The organism is Streptomyces virginiae (assembly GCF_040638905.1).
Taxonomy (GTDB): Bacteria; Actinomycetota; Actinomycetes; order Streptomycetales; family Streptomycetaceae; genus Streptomyces; species Streptomyces virginiae_B.
The window spans coordinates 112,382-126,724 of the sequence record NZ_JBEZYV010000018.1 but is presented as its reverse complement, the minus strand read 5'-3'; the positions used below and the strand labels follow the sequence as shown (position 1 = coordinate 126,724).

Sequence of the window (14,343 nt, the reverse complement as noted above, 5' to 3'; positions counted from 1 at the left end):
ATGGACCTCGGGGGAGTGCTGGCACTGCACGACGCGCAGCTCAGGGGCCGGGTGCCCGAGTGGCCCCCGCCCGGCGCGGTGGTCGAGCGCGACGGCCCCTTCGTCCGTACGCACTACGGCACGCACGGCACGGTGGAGCACCGGCCGCTGCCACGGCCCCCCGGCGCGGGGCCGGTGCGGCGACAACGGGCAGCCTTCGCCCTACGCGGCGAGCCCGCGCACTGGAAGGTGTACGGACACGATCCCGCCGGTCTGGGCGATGAGCTCGCCGCCGCCGGGTTCACGGCCGGGCCCCGGCGGTCGCTGCTGGCAGCTGCGCTCGACCTGTTCGGACCGCCCCGGCGGGCCGAGCCGGGGGCAGGGGTGCACACCCTGACCGGCGGCGGCGACGGGGACCCGTGGTGGGAGGCGGCGCGCACGCTCGCCGCCGCTTCCGGTCCGCACGCCTCGGCGCTCGCCGACTTCGAGGCCGACGGCGGATGCCTGTGGGGGAAACGCGACGCCGCCGTACTGCTGGAGCGCGGCGAGGTGGTGGCCGCCGGCTGGGCGGAAGTGGCCAGGGGCACGGACTTCCTCCTGATCGGCGGCATGACCGGGCCGCGCACGGAACTGCTCGGGGCGTGGCGCGCCATGGTGGAGCCGCCGGAGCACTATCACCGGCACCTGCACCGTCCCGTGCCGTACTGCGTGGCCGAGGCGGCGGGAGAGCTGCGCACGGGCCTGCTCGCGGCCGGATTCGCCGAGCTGAGCACCGTACGCACCTACTCCTGGGACCCGCCGGGCCACCCGGCGACGGACAGGCCCGTCGGCCTGATCGGCCGACGGGCCGAAGACCTGCTGTGGGACCGGCTTGAGCACGAGTTCGGCTTCGGACCCGGCACCCGGAATTTCCCCGGCTTCGCCGCCCCCGCGCCCTGCGCCACCTGGCGTCTGACGAGCACGCTCACCGACGAGCTGGACCTGGTCGTGCGACCCGCGCTGAGGGCCCTCACCGGGCCGGGCGAGCGACTGGCCTGGCTGGACTGGCAGCACACCGGCTACACCTTCGACCCCCGCCGGGTCGGCTCTCCCGGCGCACCGGACTGGCCCGGAGAGGTCTACCCGAACGGGGACTACTTCCTCTACCTCCACCCCGACCTGGCGTTCGGAACCTTCGGACACCCCTGGGAGGAGACGCTGACCGTTTTCGGAGCCCCGCTGCTCACCGCCGTCGAGGGCGAGCTGACCGCGCTGCTCGGGGCTCCGGTGCGGCGGCGCGACTGACGCCGCGAGCGCGCAAGAACGTACAAGACCATCCGGCCCGGCCCGGCGTAGTTTCGGGGGTGTGGGAGAGAAGCAGCTGGTCACAGAGCCAGAGATACGAGAGACACCCGCGTCCGGCGGGCGCCCGCGGGCCGCGGTCGTACGGGACGCGCTCGGGGTCGGCGTCGCCGTCGGCCTGTCCGGGTTCGCCTTCGGCGTGACCGCGGCCGGAGCCGGCATCAGCACCCTGCAGGCCTGCGTGCTGAGCCTGCTCGTCTTCACCGGGGCCTCGCAGTTCGCCCTGGTCGGGGCGCTGGCGGCGGGCGGGAACCCGTTCACCGCCGCCGCCGGGGCCTTCTTCCTCGGGACCCGCAACGCCTTCTACGGCCTGCGCCTGTCGCAGCTGCTCCGGCTGCCGCGCGCCGTACGCCCCCTCGCCGCGCACTGGGTGATCGACGAGACCACCGCCGTGGCGCTGGCGCAGCCCGACCGCAAGTCGGCGCGGCTCGGCTTCACCGTCACCGGACTCACCCTCTACGCACTGTGGAACATCACCACCCTGCTCGGCGCGCTCGGGGCCGAGGCCATCGGCGACACCAGGGCCTGGGGGCTGGACGCCGCCGGACCCGCCGTGTTCCTGGCCCTGCTCGCGCCGATGCTGAAGACGGCCACCGAGCGGGCGGTCGCGGCCCTCGCGCTCGTCCTCGGGCTGGGATTCCTGCCCGTGCTGCCCGCCGGGGTGCCCGTGCTGATCGCGGCCCTGGCCGCCCCCGTCGTGCTGTGGATGAAGGGACGCCGCTCGTGAACGTGTGGATCGCCATCGGGCTCACCGTCGTCGGCTGCTACGCCGTGAAGTACGCGGGGCTGCTCGTTCCCGCCGGGGCCCTGGAGCGGCCGCTGGTGCGCCGCCTGGCCGCACTGCTGCCGGTCGCGCTGCTCGCAGCCCTCACGGCCCAGCAGACGTTCAGCACCGGGTCCGCGCTCGTCGTCGACGCCCGCGCCGCCGGGCTGGCCGCGGCCGGGCTCGCGCTGCTGCTGCGAGCCCCGTTCCTGGTCGTCGTCGCGGCCGCCGTCGTCGTCACCGCGGGGGTACGGGCCCTGGGCGGCTGACCCGCGCCGGCAGGCGGCCGTAGGCCCGCAGCGTCAGCAATGCCTCCAGCGTCGCGATCGGCCGCCGCTCCAGGGAGCTCCCCGGGGCCCAGGCCTCGCGGCGGACCGGCCAGCCGCCGTCCGCCTGCTGCGCGGCGGCCAGGAAGTCCAGCGAGCGGCGCATCTCCTCGTCCGTGAACCAGCCGCGGGCCGGCGACTCCGGCCGCCGCGCGAAGTCGTGCGGGAACAGCTGCTCGCCCGGCGCGTATCCCGGAGCCGGCGGGTACTCCGCCCGCCGCCGCGGATCCAGCACCACGAGCCGCTGCTCGCGCACCAGCCGTCCCAGCCGGTCTGCGGCCGCCGCCGCACGCGCCCGGTCGGGGACGCCGTCCAGGAACGCCACGGCGCTCTGGACCTCGTACGGGTGCGTGCGGTGCAGGTTCTCGACCCGGTCCCAGCAGAAGTCCGTGGCTCGGAAGAGCCAGGCGTGCCAGACGCGGTTGCGGTGCAGCAGGCCGACGACCGGGCCGGTGGTCAGGAGCTCGCCCGGCGGGTCGTCGTGCATCGGGTGGTACGGGGCCGCCGGGTAGTCGTGCGGCGTCGGGAAGACCACCGGAAGCGCGCCGTCCCGGGTGGAAACCCCCGTCAGGTGGCGGCAGAGCCGCTCGATGCGCTGTCCGGCGCAGCGGCCCAGGCCGTCCAGGACGCGCAGGGCGTGCGCGGTGTGCAGGGGCTGGCTCAGCGGGCCGCGCAGATCCGGATCGAGCGCGTGACCGTAGCCCCCGTCCGGGTTGAGGTACGAGCCGAGCGCGGTGTCCACCGGGTCGGCGTCCCCGTCGAGGAAGTGGAACGCGAACCGGCGCTGCTCCAGCACGCGGGCCGTGAGCCAGATGAAACGCTCGGCGCGGTCCAGCACGGGCAGCGGGTCCGAAGGGGGCCGAGGGACGGGCGGGGCGGGCAGGTCGGTCGGGGTGTGCGCGGGGGGCCGTGGGGGGCGCGGGGATCGCGGGGATCGCGGGCTCTGCGGGGAAGCTTCGTCTCCGGGCATGCGTGCAACGTAGGACGCGGCGACGAGGGGTCGCCGGGCGAACGCCGCCGGTGCACTCTCCCGGGGCGGGATACTGGGGGCATGCGGTTGACGATTTTCTGGGAGCGGATGGCCGAGCACTTCGGCGCCGGCTACGCCGACTCCTTCGCACGGGACCACGTCATGACGGAGCTGGGCGGCCGGACCGTCCACCAGGCGCTGGAGGCGGGCTGGGAGGCCAAGGACGTGTGGCGCGCGGTGTGTTCGGCGATGGACGTGCCGGCCTCGCTCCGCTGACGCCCCTCCGTCGTATGCGCAAAGTCCGCCTGCGCGCCCGCCCTCCGGGCGGCCGACGCGACTTTGCGGACACTCCCTGGGGGCCGGGAGTGTGCTGAGGGACGCGTTTTTCGCTGCACGGCCGTCGGTGGGACAGACTTGGCGGCGTGGGAGCCACCGAAGAGACGACCGACCAGCCCGTAGCCGTCCAGGGCGCGCTGCCGGCGCCCCGGGCTGCCGACCGGGACGCCGCCTCCGCCGTACCGGTCGCCTCCGGCCCGGAACCGGAACGGGACGCGGCAGGCGCGGGCGGGCCGGGCACGGCGGCGGCCCGGCCCGCCGATCCTGCCTTGCCGCAGGACCCCGCCGGCCCCGGCCAACCCCCGGCCGAGGGTCCGCCCACCGGCGGAGAGGAGCGCATGCCGCGCTGGCTGCCGCGCGCGGTGGTCCTCGTACTGGCCCTCGTCGCCTGCTTCCAGCTCGGCAGCTGGGCCTTCCACCAGCTGATCGGGCTGCTCGTCAACATCCTGATCGCGTTCTTCCTGGCGCTCGCCATCGAACCGGCGGTCGCCAGGATGGCGGCCGCCGGCATGCGCCGCGGGCTCGCCACCTTCGTGATGTTCCTCGCGGTGTTCGCGGTGACCGCCGGCTTCCTCACGCTGCTCGGCTCGCTGCTCGCCGGGCAGATCGTCGCCATGGTCGAGGGCTTCCCCGGCTACATCGACGCAGTGATCAAAGCGATCAACTCCACCTTCCACACCGAGCTGTCCCGGGTGGAGATCCAGGAGAGCGTGCTGCGTTCCGACTGGCTGCGCAAGTACGTGCAGAACAGCGCGTCCGGAGTGCTCGACATCTCCGCCCAGGTGCTCGGCGGCCTCTTCAAGCTGCTGACGATCGGTCTGTTCTCCTTCTACTTCGCCGCCGACGGACCGCGCCTGCGGCGCGCGCTGTGCTCCGTACTGCCGCCCGCCAAGCAGGCCGAGGTGCTGCGCGCCTGGGAGATCGCCGTCGCCAAGACGGGCGGCTACCTCTACTCGCGCGGGCTGATGGCGCTGATCTCGGGTGTCGCGACCTACATCGTGCTGGCGGTCCTCGGGGTGCCGTACGCGCCCGCGCTCGCCGTGTGGGTGGGACTGGTCTCGCAGTTCATCCCCACCATCGGCACCTATCTCGCGGGCGCGCTGCCGGTCCTGCTCGCCTTCACCGTCAACCCCTGGTACGCGCTGTACGTGTTCGGATTCGTGGTGGTGTACCAGCAGTTCGAGAACTACGTGCTCCAGCCGAAGCTGACCTCCAAGACCGTCGACATCCACCCGGCGGTGGCCTTCGGATCGGTCATCGCGGGCACCGCCCTGCTGGGCGCGGTCGGGGCGCTGATCGCGATCCCGGCCGTCGCCACGCTGCAGGCCTTCCTCGGTGCGTACGTCAAGCGCTACGAGCTGACGCGGGACGCGGACTCCTCTACTTCCCGTCCTCGCCGCCGAGTACGACTGCCAAGGCTTCGTTGACGCTCGCCTCGACGGCGGACTTGTCCACTCCGAGGCCGCTCAGTACGCCCTCGCCGTTCTCCAGCTCCAGGAGCGCGAGCAGGATGTGCTCGGTGCCGACGAAGTCGTGGCCCAGGCGCAGGGCCTCCCGGAAGGTCAGCTCAAGGGCCTTCTTCGCCGAGGCGTCGAAGGGGACGAGGTCGGGGACCTCCGCCTGGGCCGGGGGCAGTACGGCGGCCGCGGCGGCCCGTACGTCCTCCGGCGAGACCCCCTGGGCGCGCAGGGCGAGCCCCGCGAGCCCGTCGGCCTCGGCCGTCAGGCCCAGGACCAGGTGCTCGGTGCTGATCTCGGTGTTGCCGGCGGCGCGGGCCTCGTTCTGCGCGGTCACGACCACGTTGCGGGCGCGGGGGGTGAAGCGGCCGAAGCCCGCGTTCGGGTCGAGACCGCCCGCGCCCTCCTTGTCCGCCTTGGGCACGAAGCGCTTCTGGGCCGCCTGGCGGGTGACGCCCATGCTGCGGCCGATGTCGGTCCAGGAGGCGCCGGAGCGGCGGGCCTGGTCGACGAAGTGGCCGATGAGGTGGTCCGCGACGTCCCCGAGGGCCTCTGCCGCGACGACGGCGCCGCTGAGCTGCTCCAGGGGGTCGGTGTGGACCTTGTTGATGGCCTCGATCAGGTCGTCGAGGCGTACCGGATGGGTCATGCGAACGGGTTCCACCGAAGGGTTCGTCATAGGTGCAACCCTAGGTTGACACCCAGAGGGTGTCAACCTCAGGTTGTCAGTCGGTGGCGTTCGGCGCCCGGCCCGGCCACCGGTGCCATGCTGGGAACTTTCGAGACGGAGGCTGTGATGGGTTTCTACGCCGAACGGGTCGTGCCGCGGATCGTCGACCTCGCCTGCGGGGCGCAGTCGGCCCGGCCGCTCAGGCGCCGCGTCTGTGCCGGCCTGGCCGGGGAGGTCGTCGAGATCGGTTTCGGCACCGGCCACAACGTCCCCTTCTATCCGCCGGGCGTCACCGGCGTGGCCGCGATCGAGCCCTCCGACCTGGGGTGGAAACTCGCCGCCGACCGGGTACGCGCCTCACGGGTCCCCGTGCGGCGGGCCGGTCCGGACGGTCAGTCGCTGCCCTTCGAGGACGCCGCCTTCGACGCCGCCCTGTCCACCTGGACGCTGTGCACCATCCCGGACCCCGTGGCGGCGCTGCGCGAGGTGCGGCGCGTACTCAAACCCGGGGGCCGGCTGCACTTCTTGGAGCACGGACTCGCACCGGCGGGAGACCCGGGCGTGCGCCGCTGGCAGCGGCGGATCGAACCGCTGCACAAGCGGCTGTGCGGCGGCTGCCACCTCACCCGGCCGACCGTCGAGCTGCTGACCGCCGCCGGCTTCACGGTCACGGAGCTCGACGTCTTCTACCAGGAGCGCGCGCCGAAGCCCTTCGCCGCCGACTCGCTCGGCGTCGCGCTCTCGCCCCGGTCGGACGGGTGACGGCTCAGTAGGGAACGGGCTCAGCAGGTACGGCTCAGTAGGTGACGGTGATCCGCCGGGCCGGCCCGTCCACCCGGATCCGCCCGCCCACGGGGATCACGAGCTGCGGGTCGGTGTGGCCGAGGTCCACGTCGAAGACCGCCATGGTGTCGGGGGCGTACTGCCGCAGTGCGCGCAGGACGGCCCCGCGCTGCTCCTCGCGGTACCGCTCCTTCTGCCCGGCATCGAACCGGTTCTCGAACGACCAGCTCTTCGCCCTGCCCATCAGCAGCGCGGGGAACTGCCGCAGCAGGCCGCGCTCGCCCATGTTCCGGAGGATGCGGTAGACCTCCTCCGCGCGCGGCATCTCCTCGGAGGTCTCCAGGAAGAGCACGTCGCCGGCGTACGACTCGGCGGGCAGCACCTCGCGGTCGGCCGCCATCATCCAGGCGAGGATCTCCAGGTTGCCGCCCCAGCCTGCGCCCTCGACCACGCGATCGCCGTTGTGCCAGGTCCAGCCGTAGGAGCGTTCCATCACCGGCTCGGACTCGAAGGTGCTCGGGTCCTCCCAGGGCCGGTTCTCGTCCCCGTACTCGCCCGACCGGTTGAGCTCGTAGGCGCCCGAGGTGAACAGCGCCGCCCGGAGGGAGGCCGCGGTGGCCGGGTGCACCGCGCCGGGCCGGCCGAGCTCGACCATCACCGAGGCGCCGTGGTAGGCGACCATGCCCAGGTTCCGCAGGAACAGCAGGAGGTTGGTGTTGTCGCTGTAGCCGAGGAACGGCTTGGGGTTGACGCGCAGGAGGTCGGCGTCCAGGTGGGGGAGGACGGTGATCTGGTCGTCGCCGCCGATGCTGGCGATCACCGCCTTGATGTCGGGGTCCGCGAAGGCGGCGTGGACGTCCGCGGCCCGCTCCTCGGGCGCGGCGCCCATCTTCCGCGTCGTCGGGTACTCCACCGGTTCCAGCCCGAAGTCGTCACGGAGCCTGCGCAGCCCCAGTTCGTAGGGGAGCGGGAAGAGGCCCGGCAGCCCGGAGGACGGCGACAGGATCGCGACGCGGTCCCCCGGGCGGGGCTTGGGCGGATACAGGAATTCGATCATGCGGTGATCGTATGAGCCGTTCGGCTGCGCGCCCCGGCAATGGTTCGAGGGTCGCGGCGGCGGTACCGGGAGCGCGCGGCGGGGCGCACCGCCGCCGGGCGGGCTCGGCCGCTCAGAGTCCGCGGGCCCCGCCGGCCAGGCGGGACTTTGACGACACGGCCTAGGGGGATTCCGTGGCCTGGGGGCCGCGCAGGCGGACGGCGAGGGCCGCGATGTCGTCGTCGAGGCGGCCCCTGCTGTAGCGGAGGAGGTCGCGGTGGAGTGCCCTGAGCAGTTCGCGGGGCGGTGTGGGGGGCTGCCCGCCCATCCAAGTCGCCAGCGGGAAGAACTCGCCGTCGCGGGCGCGGGCCTCGGCGATCCCGTCGGTGTAGAGCAGCAGCAGGTCGTCGGGGGCGAAGTCGAAAGTGTCGATGCTGTACTCATCGCCGATCAGGTCGGCGAGGCTGAGCAGCGGCGACGGGGTGACCGACTCGAGGGTGCGCAGTCTCCCGCGGTTGAGGAGCAGGGGCGGTGGGTGTCCGCAGTTGAGGATGTCGATACGTCTGCCCTCGTGCGGGATCTGGACGAGCAGCGCGGTGGCGAAACGTTCCATCGGCCCCTCGGGGGGAAAGGCGGCGTTGTAACGCATGCTGCTCGCGTCCAGTCGGCGTGCGACGCCGACCAAGTCGGTCTCGCCGTAGGCGGCCTCCCGGAAGGAGTTGACGATCGCCGCGGCCGCCCCCACCGCCGGCAGGCCCTTGCCCCGCACGTCGCCGATGAGCAGCCGGACCCCGTACGGCGTGTCGACCACCTCGTAGAAGTCCCCGCCGATGCGTGCCTCCGCGGCGGCCGCGAGGTACAGCGATTCGATCTCGATCCTGCCGAAGCGGCGCGGCATGGGGCTCAGGACCACCTGCTGCGCCGCGTCGGCGACGAGCCGCACCTGCAAGAGCGTGCGCTCCCGCTGGAGCCGGACGTGGCTCCCGTACGCGGCGGCGACGGTGACCGCGATGATCCCGGCGGCCGTCCACCACGTGCCCAGGTCGGGGAAGACGAAGCTGAGGCCGATCATGAGGACGAGGCAGACCGTCCCGAGCAGGACGGTGGGGAGCACCGGCCACATGGCGGCGGCGAGGGCCGGCGCCGCGGGCAGGAGACGGCTGAAGGCCATCTCCGGCGGAGTGTTGTATGCCAGGCTGGCGATGACGACGGTCAGGATGACCGGCGACAGCCGCACGAGTCTTCCCGGGCCGGGGCGCCTACGAAGTCGTGGCCGTCCAGACTCGATCACATTCCACAGGATATCTGTGCAATGGGGGCATAGCGCTCTGGCGTGGCGAGCTTGACAGGGAAATCGAACATCCATTCTGATGAGTTATCCACAGCCGAACCGGTCGTGGAGGCGCATTGTCAGTGGCAGGCATTAGCGTCAATGGCGTGAAGCGATCGACTCAAGCAAACCGGGTGGAACCCATGGCAGGCACCGACCGCGAGAAGGCTCTCGACGCCGCGCTCGCACAGATTGAACGGCAATTCGGCAAGGGTGCGGTCATGCGCCTCGGCGACAAGCCGAACGACCCCATCGAGGTCATCCCCACCGGGTCGACCGCGCTGGACATCGCCCTCGGCGTCGGCGGGCTGCCCCGCGGCCGTGTGATCGAGGTGTACGGTCCGGAGTCCTCCGGTAAGACGACCCTGACCCTGCACGCCGTGGCCAACGCGCAGAAGGCCGGCGGCACCGTCGCCTTCGTGGACGCCGAGCACGCGCTCGACCCCGAGTACGCCAAGGCCCTCGGCGTCGACACCGACAACCTCATCCTCTCGCAGCCGGACACGGGCGAGCAGGCGCTGGAGATCGTGGACATGCTGGTCCGCTCCGGTGCCCTCGACCTGATCGTCATCGACTCCGTGGCGGCCCTCGTGCCGCGCGCGGAGATCGAGGGCGAGATGGGTGACTCGCACGTCGGTCTCCAGGCCCGACTGATGAGCCAGGCGCTCCGGAAGATCACCGGTGCGCTCAACCAGTCCAAGACCACCGCGATCTTCATCAACCAGCTCCGCGAGAAGATCGGTGTGATGTTCGGCTCGCCGGAGACCACCACCGGTGGCCGCGCGCTGAAGTTCTACGCCTCCGTACGTCTCGACATCCGCCGCATCGAGACCCTCAAGGACGGCACGGACGCGGTCGGCAACCGCACCCGCGTCAAGGTCGTCAAGAACAAGGTCGCGCCCCCGTTCAAGCAGGCCGAGTTCGACATCCTCTACGGCCAGGGCATCAGCCGCGAGGGCGGCCTGATCGACATGGGCGTGGAGCACGGCTTCATCCGCAAGGCCGGTGCCTGGTACACGTACGAGGGCGACCAGCTCGGCCAGGGCAAGGAGAACGCCCGCAACTTCCTGAAGGACAACCCGGATCTCGCGAACGAGATCGAGCGGAAGATCAAGGAGAAGCTGGGCGTGGGTGTCCGCAAGGACGCCGCCGAGGACGTGGCCGGTGCCGTTGCCGCCGCACCCGCCGATGCCGCGGCAGTGCCCGCGCCCGCGTCGAAGGCCAAGACGACGGCCAAGGCCGCCGTGGCCAAGAGCTGACCCGTGCGCGAGCAGGAAGGGGGCGGCGGGAGCCGAGGAGGCCGTGAGGGCCGCCAGGAGCTGCCGCCCCAGAGCCCCGAGGAGCAGGCGCGGGCGATCTGCCTGCGCCTGCTCACGGGGAGCCCGCGCACCCGTCGCCAGCTCGCGGACGCCCTGCACAAGCGGGGCATCCCCGACGAGGTGTCGCATGAGGTCCTCTCGCGGTACGAGGAGGTGGGCCTGATCGACGACGCGGCGTTCGCCGGAGCCTGGGTCGAGTCCCGCCACCGTGGCCGCGGCCTGGCCCGCCGGGCGCTCGCCCAGGAGCTGCGGACCAAGGGGGTGCACGCCACCCTCGTGGAGGAGGCCTTGGAGCTGCTGGACTCCGACCGGGAGGAGCAGACCGCCCGCGAGCTCGTGGAGCGCAAGCTCCGCTCCACCCGGGGCCTGGAGCGGGACAAGCGGATCCGGCGCCTGGCCGGGATGCTCGCCCGCAAGGGATACCCGGAGGGCATGGCCCTGCGCGTGGTCCGCCGCGCCCTGGAGGCGGAGTGCGAGGACGCCGACGACCTCGGGTAGCCGGGGGAGTGAGCCGGAGGGCCCGGGGTGGTGGCTGCCCCCGGGCCGGAACGCCGGGCGACTCCGGTGCCAAGGGGTGTGGCGCCCAGCAGAGTTGACGCCATGATGCTGCGTTACGCCCTCCAGACCGTCAGGGACCGCAAGGCCGGATTCCTCGGTGCCTTCGTCGCACTGCTGTGGGCGACCGCCCTCGTCACCGCCCGCGGCACACTCCTCGCCATGGGACTCGTCCTCGCCCTCACCGCGATCTCGGTGGTCCACCCGCTCGCCATGTCGACCGCCGAGCGCTTCCGGGAGTGCGCGGTGCTGCGGTCGGCCGGGGCCAAGCGGCGGCAGGTCCTGCGGATGCTCGGGCCGAGGCCCTGGCGGTGCTTCTGAGCGGGATGGTCCTGGGGTCGGGGACCGCCCTGGCCGTACCGACCGCGTTCAGCGTGGGCATGACGGGCTCCGCGGCGCCGGCGGTGCTGCCGGTCGCATGCGCGGCTGTGGTGGGATTGGCCGTTGCCGCGGCCGCCACCGCCCTCCCGTGCCGGGTGGCGCTGCGGGCTCGGTGCTCCCGGTGGAGGTCGCCGCGGGGAAAGGGTGAACCAACCCGGGCCGGCGCCCGGAGCCGCACCGCAACGGGGGTGCGGCCCCGGCACGCTCACGGATGCGGATGCGGCTGCGGCGGCGGCGCCGTGGGTCCGGCACCCGGAACGACGGGGAGGCCGGCTGCCTTCCACGCCTGGAAGCCGCCGGTCAGGTCGGTCGCGCGGTGCAGGCCCAAGGCGTGCAGCGAGGCCGCCGCGAGGCTGGACGCGTAGCCCTCGTTGCAGATCACCACCACGCGGAGGTCGTGGCTCGTGGCCTCGGGGGCGCGGTGGCTGCCCGTCGGATCCAGTCGCCACTCCAGCTCGTTGCGCTCGACCACCAGCGCTCCGGGGATGAGCCCGTCCCGGTCCCGCAGGGTCTGGTAGCGGATGTCCACCAGGAGCGCCCCGGCCGACGTGGCCGCGTACGCCTCCTGTGCCTCGACGCGGGTGTATCCCGCCCGGACGCGCTCCAGCAGCTCGTCGATGCCGACCGGGGCGCTCACTGCCAGTCCGCCGGACGCTCGACGTGTTCCAGGTGCAGTACCGGTCCGCTGCGGCTGTACCGGCGGATCAGCGGCAGCGGCGGGTAGTAGGCGTGTACCGAGACGGCGTGCTCCTCCGGGGACTCGTTGAGGACCTCGTGCACGTGGTGGCGGCCGAAGGCCCGTCCGCCGCCCGCCGCCAGCGTGCGGCTGCGGTCGACGCCGGGGGCCAGCTCCAGCGACCGCCAGCCCTCCGAGGGCAGGCGTACGGCCAGCGAGCGCTCCGTGAGCCGGCCGCGCGCGGTGGCGAACGCGCCGAGCGATTCGGCGTGGTCGTGCCAACCGGTGCCGGTGCCAGGCGGCCAGCCGATCAGCCAGGCCTCGCTGCCGCCGGGCCCGTCGAGGCGGATCCAGGTGCGGCCCTCGGGATCGAGCGGCAGCGAGGCCACGATCTCGGGGTCGGACGCGGTGCGCAGGGCGAAGTCGAGGAGCTCGGTTGCGGTGGGGCCCCCGGCGGGTACGGACTCAGGGATGTACGCGGGTGCGGGTGCGGGTGCAGACATGGAAGTGGACCGTTCCTGGGTTCGCGGAAGTGCGCGCAGACCGGCGGACGGCACGGGGCGCGCGGAGAGAAGGGCGAATCAGCAGGAAGGGCGACACACGCAGCCCGCGTAGCGGAGCAGGTCCATATGGACCCTCCGCCACAGGCGTACGTCGTTGCCGGTCATTTCGCGAGTGAACCACGCGGGCCCGCGCACGGTCAATCGATCACCACGGTCAGTCGATCACCACGGTCGGCGAAGCGGGAGCCGAAGCCGAAGCCGACGTCGAAGGCGCGGGCACCCGGGACCCGGGCGCACCGGTCCGGACGGCGTCCGCCGCCTCGTACAACTCCGCCGGGCGGACCCCCGCGAAGGTCGCCGCCAGATGTCCGTCCGGCCGCACCAGCAGCACGGTGTGCGCCGGGGCACCCGGGTAGCTGTCCGCGACCAGCAGGTCGGTGCGGACCGGCAGAGCGCTGACCGCCGCAGCCAGGCGGGGCATCAGGCCGGCGCCCAGCCAGTGGCGCCGGTCCCAGACCCCGGTGCCGGGGGCCACGAGGACCACCAGCAGCCGGCCCTGCCCCAGCAGGTCGCGCAGTGGCACGGTCGCCCCGTCGGGGGCGGTGACGGGGACGTTCGCCACCGGACCCCCCGGCTCGGTGGCCGTCGGCACCTCGCGTACGGCGACGGGCGGGGCGTACGCCGGTTGCCCGCCCAGGGGCCCCCGCCCCAGATGGCCGTCGGTGAGCAGGGACTCGGCGGAACGCGAGGCGCCGGGCAGGTAGGTGCGCAGCCCGCCGCCGGACCGCAGAGTCGGCAGCGCCTGGTCGGCCGCGCGCAGCCGGGAGGCCACCGCGGTGCGCCGCTCGTCCTCGTAGCCGTTCAGCAGCGCCTCGGAGGCACCCTGGTGCCAGGCCAGGGAGAGCTTCCACGCCAGGTTCTCGGCGTCACGGAGCCCCTCCTCGACCCCCTGGGTGCCGAGGGCGCCCATCAGGTGTGCGGCGTCCCCGGCCAGGAAGGCCCGCCCGTCGCGCCAGCGCCGGGCCAGCCGGTGGTGCAGCGTGTGCACGCCGGTGTCCAGCAGGTCGTAGGGGGGAGTCGTGCCGCCGCACCACTGCGCGAGGCTGTCGCGGATCAGGGAGACCAGCGCGTCGGGGGTCACCAGATCGCCGCGCGCCGGGAGCAGCCAGTCCAGCCGCCAGACCCCGTCGGCCAGCGGCCGCGAGGTGACCTCCTGCTGCGCGCCGCGGTGCAGCAGGGCCTCACCGGGCCAGGGCAGTTCGGTGCGCAGCGCGGCCACGGCATGGCGCTCGACGGCAGTACGGCCCGGGAAGCGGATGCCGAGCAGCTTGCGCACGGTGGAGCGGGCTCCGTCGCAGCCGACCAGGTAACTCCCGCGCCACCAGGTGGCTTCCGCCCCCTGGGTGTGCGCGGTGACGCCCCGGTCGTCCTGTTCCAGGGAGTCCAGCCTGCTGTCGAAGACCAGCTTGACGAGGGGGTGCGCGGCGGCGGAGTCGCGCAGGGCGCGGGCCAGGGCGTGCTGCGGGACGTGCAGGGGGGCCGGATGGTCCTCGAAGGTCATCCGGTGGGTGTCGCGGCTGCGCCGCATGGTGCGCCAGGCGGCGAAGTACGCCCCCTCGTCGCGCAGGGTCGTCGTACAGCCCAGCCGGTGCGCCATGGCCGCCGTGTCCGCGTGCAGGACGACCGTACGGGCGGGACGTACCTCCTCCTTGCCGGGCCGTTCGTCGAGCACGACGGAGGGCACGCCCGCGCCCGCGAGGGCGAGGGCCAGGGACAGTCCGACGGGCCCCGCGCCGACGACGATCACCGGGTCCATGGCGCGGCTCCCGATGTCCGGTATGTGATCACAGAACGTATGCAACCCACTGGAGGTGCCTGCGTCAAGTGACGCCGGCCGCGGGGGCCGCCCAAGGTTGCC

16 protein-coding genes and 1 pseudogene are annotated in these 14,343 nt (G+C 73.2%); 9 read left to right on the top strand and 8 right to left on the bottom strand.

Annotated features, from left to right (window positions below; translation table 11 throughout):
• From AB0F82_RS23855 to AB0F82_RS23845, 3 genes are all read left to right on the top strand, one after another.
• A complete protein-coding gene (locus AB0F82_RS23855; RefSeq protein ID WP_362631105.1) occupies positions 1–1,263 on the top strand; it encodes a DUF2716 domain-containing protein in 1,263 nt (420 codons plus the stop codon).
• A gap of 76 nt (positions 1,264–1,339) precedes the next feature.
• The gene (locus AB0F82_RS23850) at positions 1,340–2,047 is read left to right on the top strand and encodes an AzlC family ABC transporter permease (protein ID WP_362631142.1); all 708 of its coding nucleotides are present in this window, start codon (positions 1,340–1,342) and stop codon (positions 2,045–2,047) included.
• Complete coding sequence (locus AB0F82_RS23845; protein ID WP_030664986.1) at positions 2,044–2,352, top strand: AzlD domain-containing protein; 309 nt, start codon at positions 2,044–2,046, stop codon at positions 2,350–2,352. Before AB0F82_RS23850 ends, AB0F82_RS23845 begins: the two co-directional genes overlap by 4 nt.
• On the opposite strand, the gene AB0F82_RS23840 is transcribed toward AB0F82_RS23845, so the two are convergent.
• Positions 2,321–3,379: a hypothetical protein gene (locus AB0F82_RS23840; protein ID WP_436842139.1), complete on the bottom strand. Its 1,059-nt coding sequence runs from the start codon at positions 3,377–3,379 to the stop codon at positions 2,321–2,323. The genes AB0F82_RS23845 and AB0F82_RS23840 overlap by 32 nt on opposite strands.
• 81 nt (positions 3,380–3,460) lie before the next feature.
• Between AB0F82_RS23840 and AB0F82_RS23835 the strand changes: the two genes are divergently transcribed.
• Entirely contained in the window at positions 3,461–3,655 is a 195-nt protein-coding gene (locus AB0F82_RS23835) for a DUF3046 domain-containing protein (protein ID WP_030650223.1), read from the top strand.
• A gap of 329 nt (positions 3,656–3,984) precedes the next feature.
• On the top strand, positions 3,985–5,142 hold the full coding sequence (locus tag AB0F82_RS23830; RefSeq protein WP_356810510.1) for an AI-2E family transporter: 1,158 nt from the start codon (positions 3,985–3,987) through the stop codon (positions 5,140–5,142).
• On the opposite strand, the gene AB0F82_RS23825 is transcribed toward AB0F82_RS23830, so the two are convergent.
• The gene (locus tag AB0F82_RS23825) at positions 5,096–5,851 is read right to left on the bottom strand and encodes a Clp protease N-terminal domain-containing protein (protein ID WP_356810495.1); all 756 of its coding nucleotides are present in this window, start codon (positions 5,849–5,851) and stop codon (positions 5,096–5,098) included. The two genes, AB0F82_RS23830 and AB0F82_RS23825, sit on opposite strands and share 47 nt — an antisense overlap.
• 117 nt (positions 5,852–5,968) lie before the next feature.
• Here AB0F82_RS23825 and AB0F82_RS23820 point away from each other — a divergent pair, with 117 nt between their 5' ends.
• The gene (locus tag AB0F82_RS23820; RefSeq protein WP_362631099.1) at positions 5,969–6,604 is read left to right on the top strand and encodes a class I SAM-dependent methyltransferase; all 636 of its coding nucleotides are present in this window, start codon (positions 5,969–5,971) and stop codon (positions 6,602–6,604) included.
• Between the two features lie 34 nt (positions 6,605–6,638).
• Here AB0F82_RS23820 and AB0F82_RS23815 read toward each other — a convergent pair whose 3' ends face one another.
• Both AB0F82_RS23815 and AB0F82_RS23810 read right to left on the bottom strand, forming a co-directional pair.
• Positions 6,639–7,682 carry a S66 family peptidase gene (locus AB0F82_RS23815; protein WP_362631097.1) on the bottom strand — a complete coding sequence of 348 codons (1,044 nt, stop codon included), beginning with the start codon at positions 7,680–7,682 and terminating at the stop codon, positions 6,639–6,641.
• A 160-nt stretch (positions 7,683–7,842) separates the two neighbouring features.
• Positions 7,843–8,898, bottom strand: coding sequence for a PP2C family protein-serine/threonine phosphatase (locus AB0F82_RS23810; RefSeq protein WP_362631095.1), 1,056 nt, complete (start codon positions 8,896–8,898; stop codon positions 7,843–7,845).
• Between the two features lie 236 nt (positions 8,899–9,134).
• Between AB0F82_RS23810 and recA the strand changes: the two genes are divergently transcribed.
• The 3 genes and pseudogenes from recA to AB0F82_RS23795 all read left to right on the top strand — a co-directional run.
• On the top strand, positions 9,135–10,250 hold the full coding sequence (gene recA, locus AB0F82_RS23805; RefSeq protein WP_356810491.1) for a recombinase RecA: 1,116 nt from the start codon (positions 9,135–9,137) through the stop codon (positions 10,248–10,250).
• A 3-nt stretch (positions 10,251–10,253) separates the two neighbouring features.
• Positions 10,254–10,808 (top strand): recombination regulator RecX, encoded by a 555-nt coding sequence (recX, locus tag AB0F82_RS23800; RefSeq protein WP_362631092.1) that lies wholly within the window; start codon positions 10,254–10,256, stop codon positions 10,806–10,808.
• Positions 10,809–11,021: 213 nt separating this feature from the next.
• A pseudogene (locus tag AB0F82_RS23795) lies at positions 11,022–11,359 on the top strand (FtsX-like permease family protein); the annotation flags it as partial.
• 92 nt (positions 11,360–11,451) lie between these two features.
• Here the strand turns inward: AB0F82_RS23795 and AB0F82_RS23790 are convergent.
• The 4 genes from AB0F82_RS23790 to AB0F82_RS23775 form a co-directional block, all read right to left on the bottom strand.
• On the bottom strand, positions 11,452–11,889 hold the full coding sequence (locus AB0F82_RS23790; protein WP_436842140.1) for a rhodanese-like domain-containing protein: 438 nt from the start codon (positions 11,887–11,889) through the stop codon (positions 11,452–11,454).
• Positions 11,880–12,425, bottom strand: a complete 546-nt coding sequence (locus AB0F82_RS23785; RefSeq protein WP_356810487.1) for a cysteine dioxygenase — start codon at positions 12,423–12,425, stop codon at positions 11,880–11,882. The genes AB0F82_RS23790 and AB0F82_RS23785 overlap by 10 nt, the downstream gene beginning before the upstream one ends.
• Positions 12,426–12,503: 78 nt before the next feature.
• The gene (locus tag AB0F82_RS23780; RefSeq protein ID WP_311318651.1) at positions 12,504–12,590 is read right to left on the bottom strand and encodes a putative leader peptide; all 87 of its coding nucleotides are present in this window, start codon (positions 12,588–12,590) and stop codon (positions 12,504–12,506) included.
• 49 nt (positions 12,591–12,639) lie between these two features.
• A complete protein-coding gene (locus tag AB0F82_RS23775; protein WP_362631088.1) occupies positions 12,640–14,241 on the bottom strand; it encodes an FAD-dependent monooxygenase in 1,602 nt (533 codons plus the stop codon).
• Positions 14,242–14,343 lie beyond the last annotated feature (102 nt).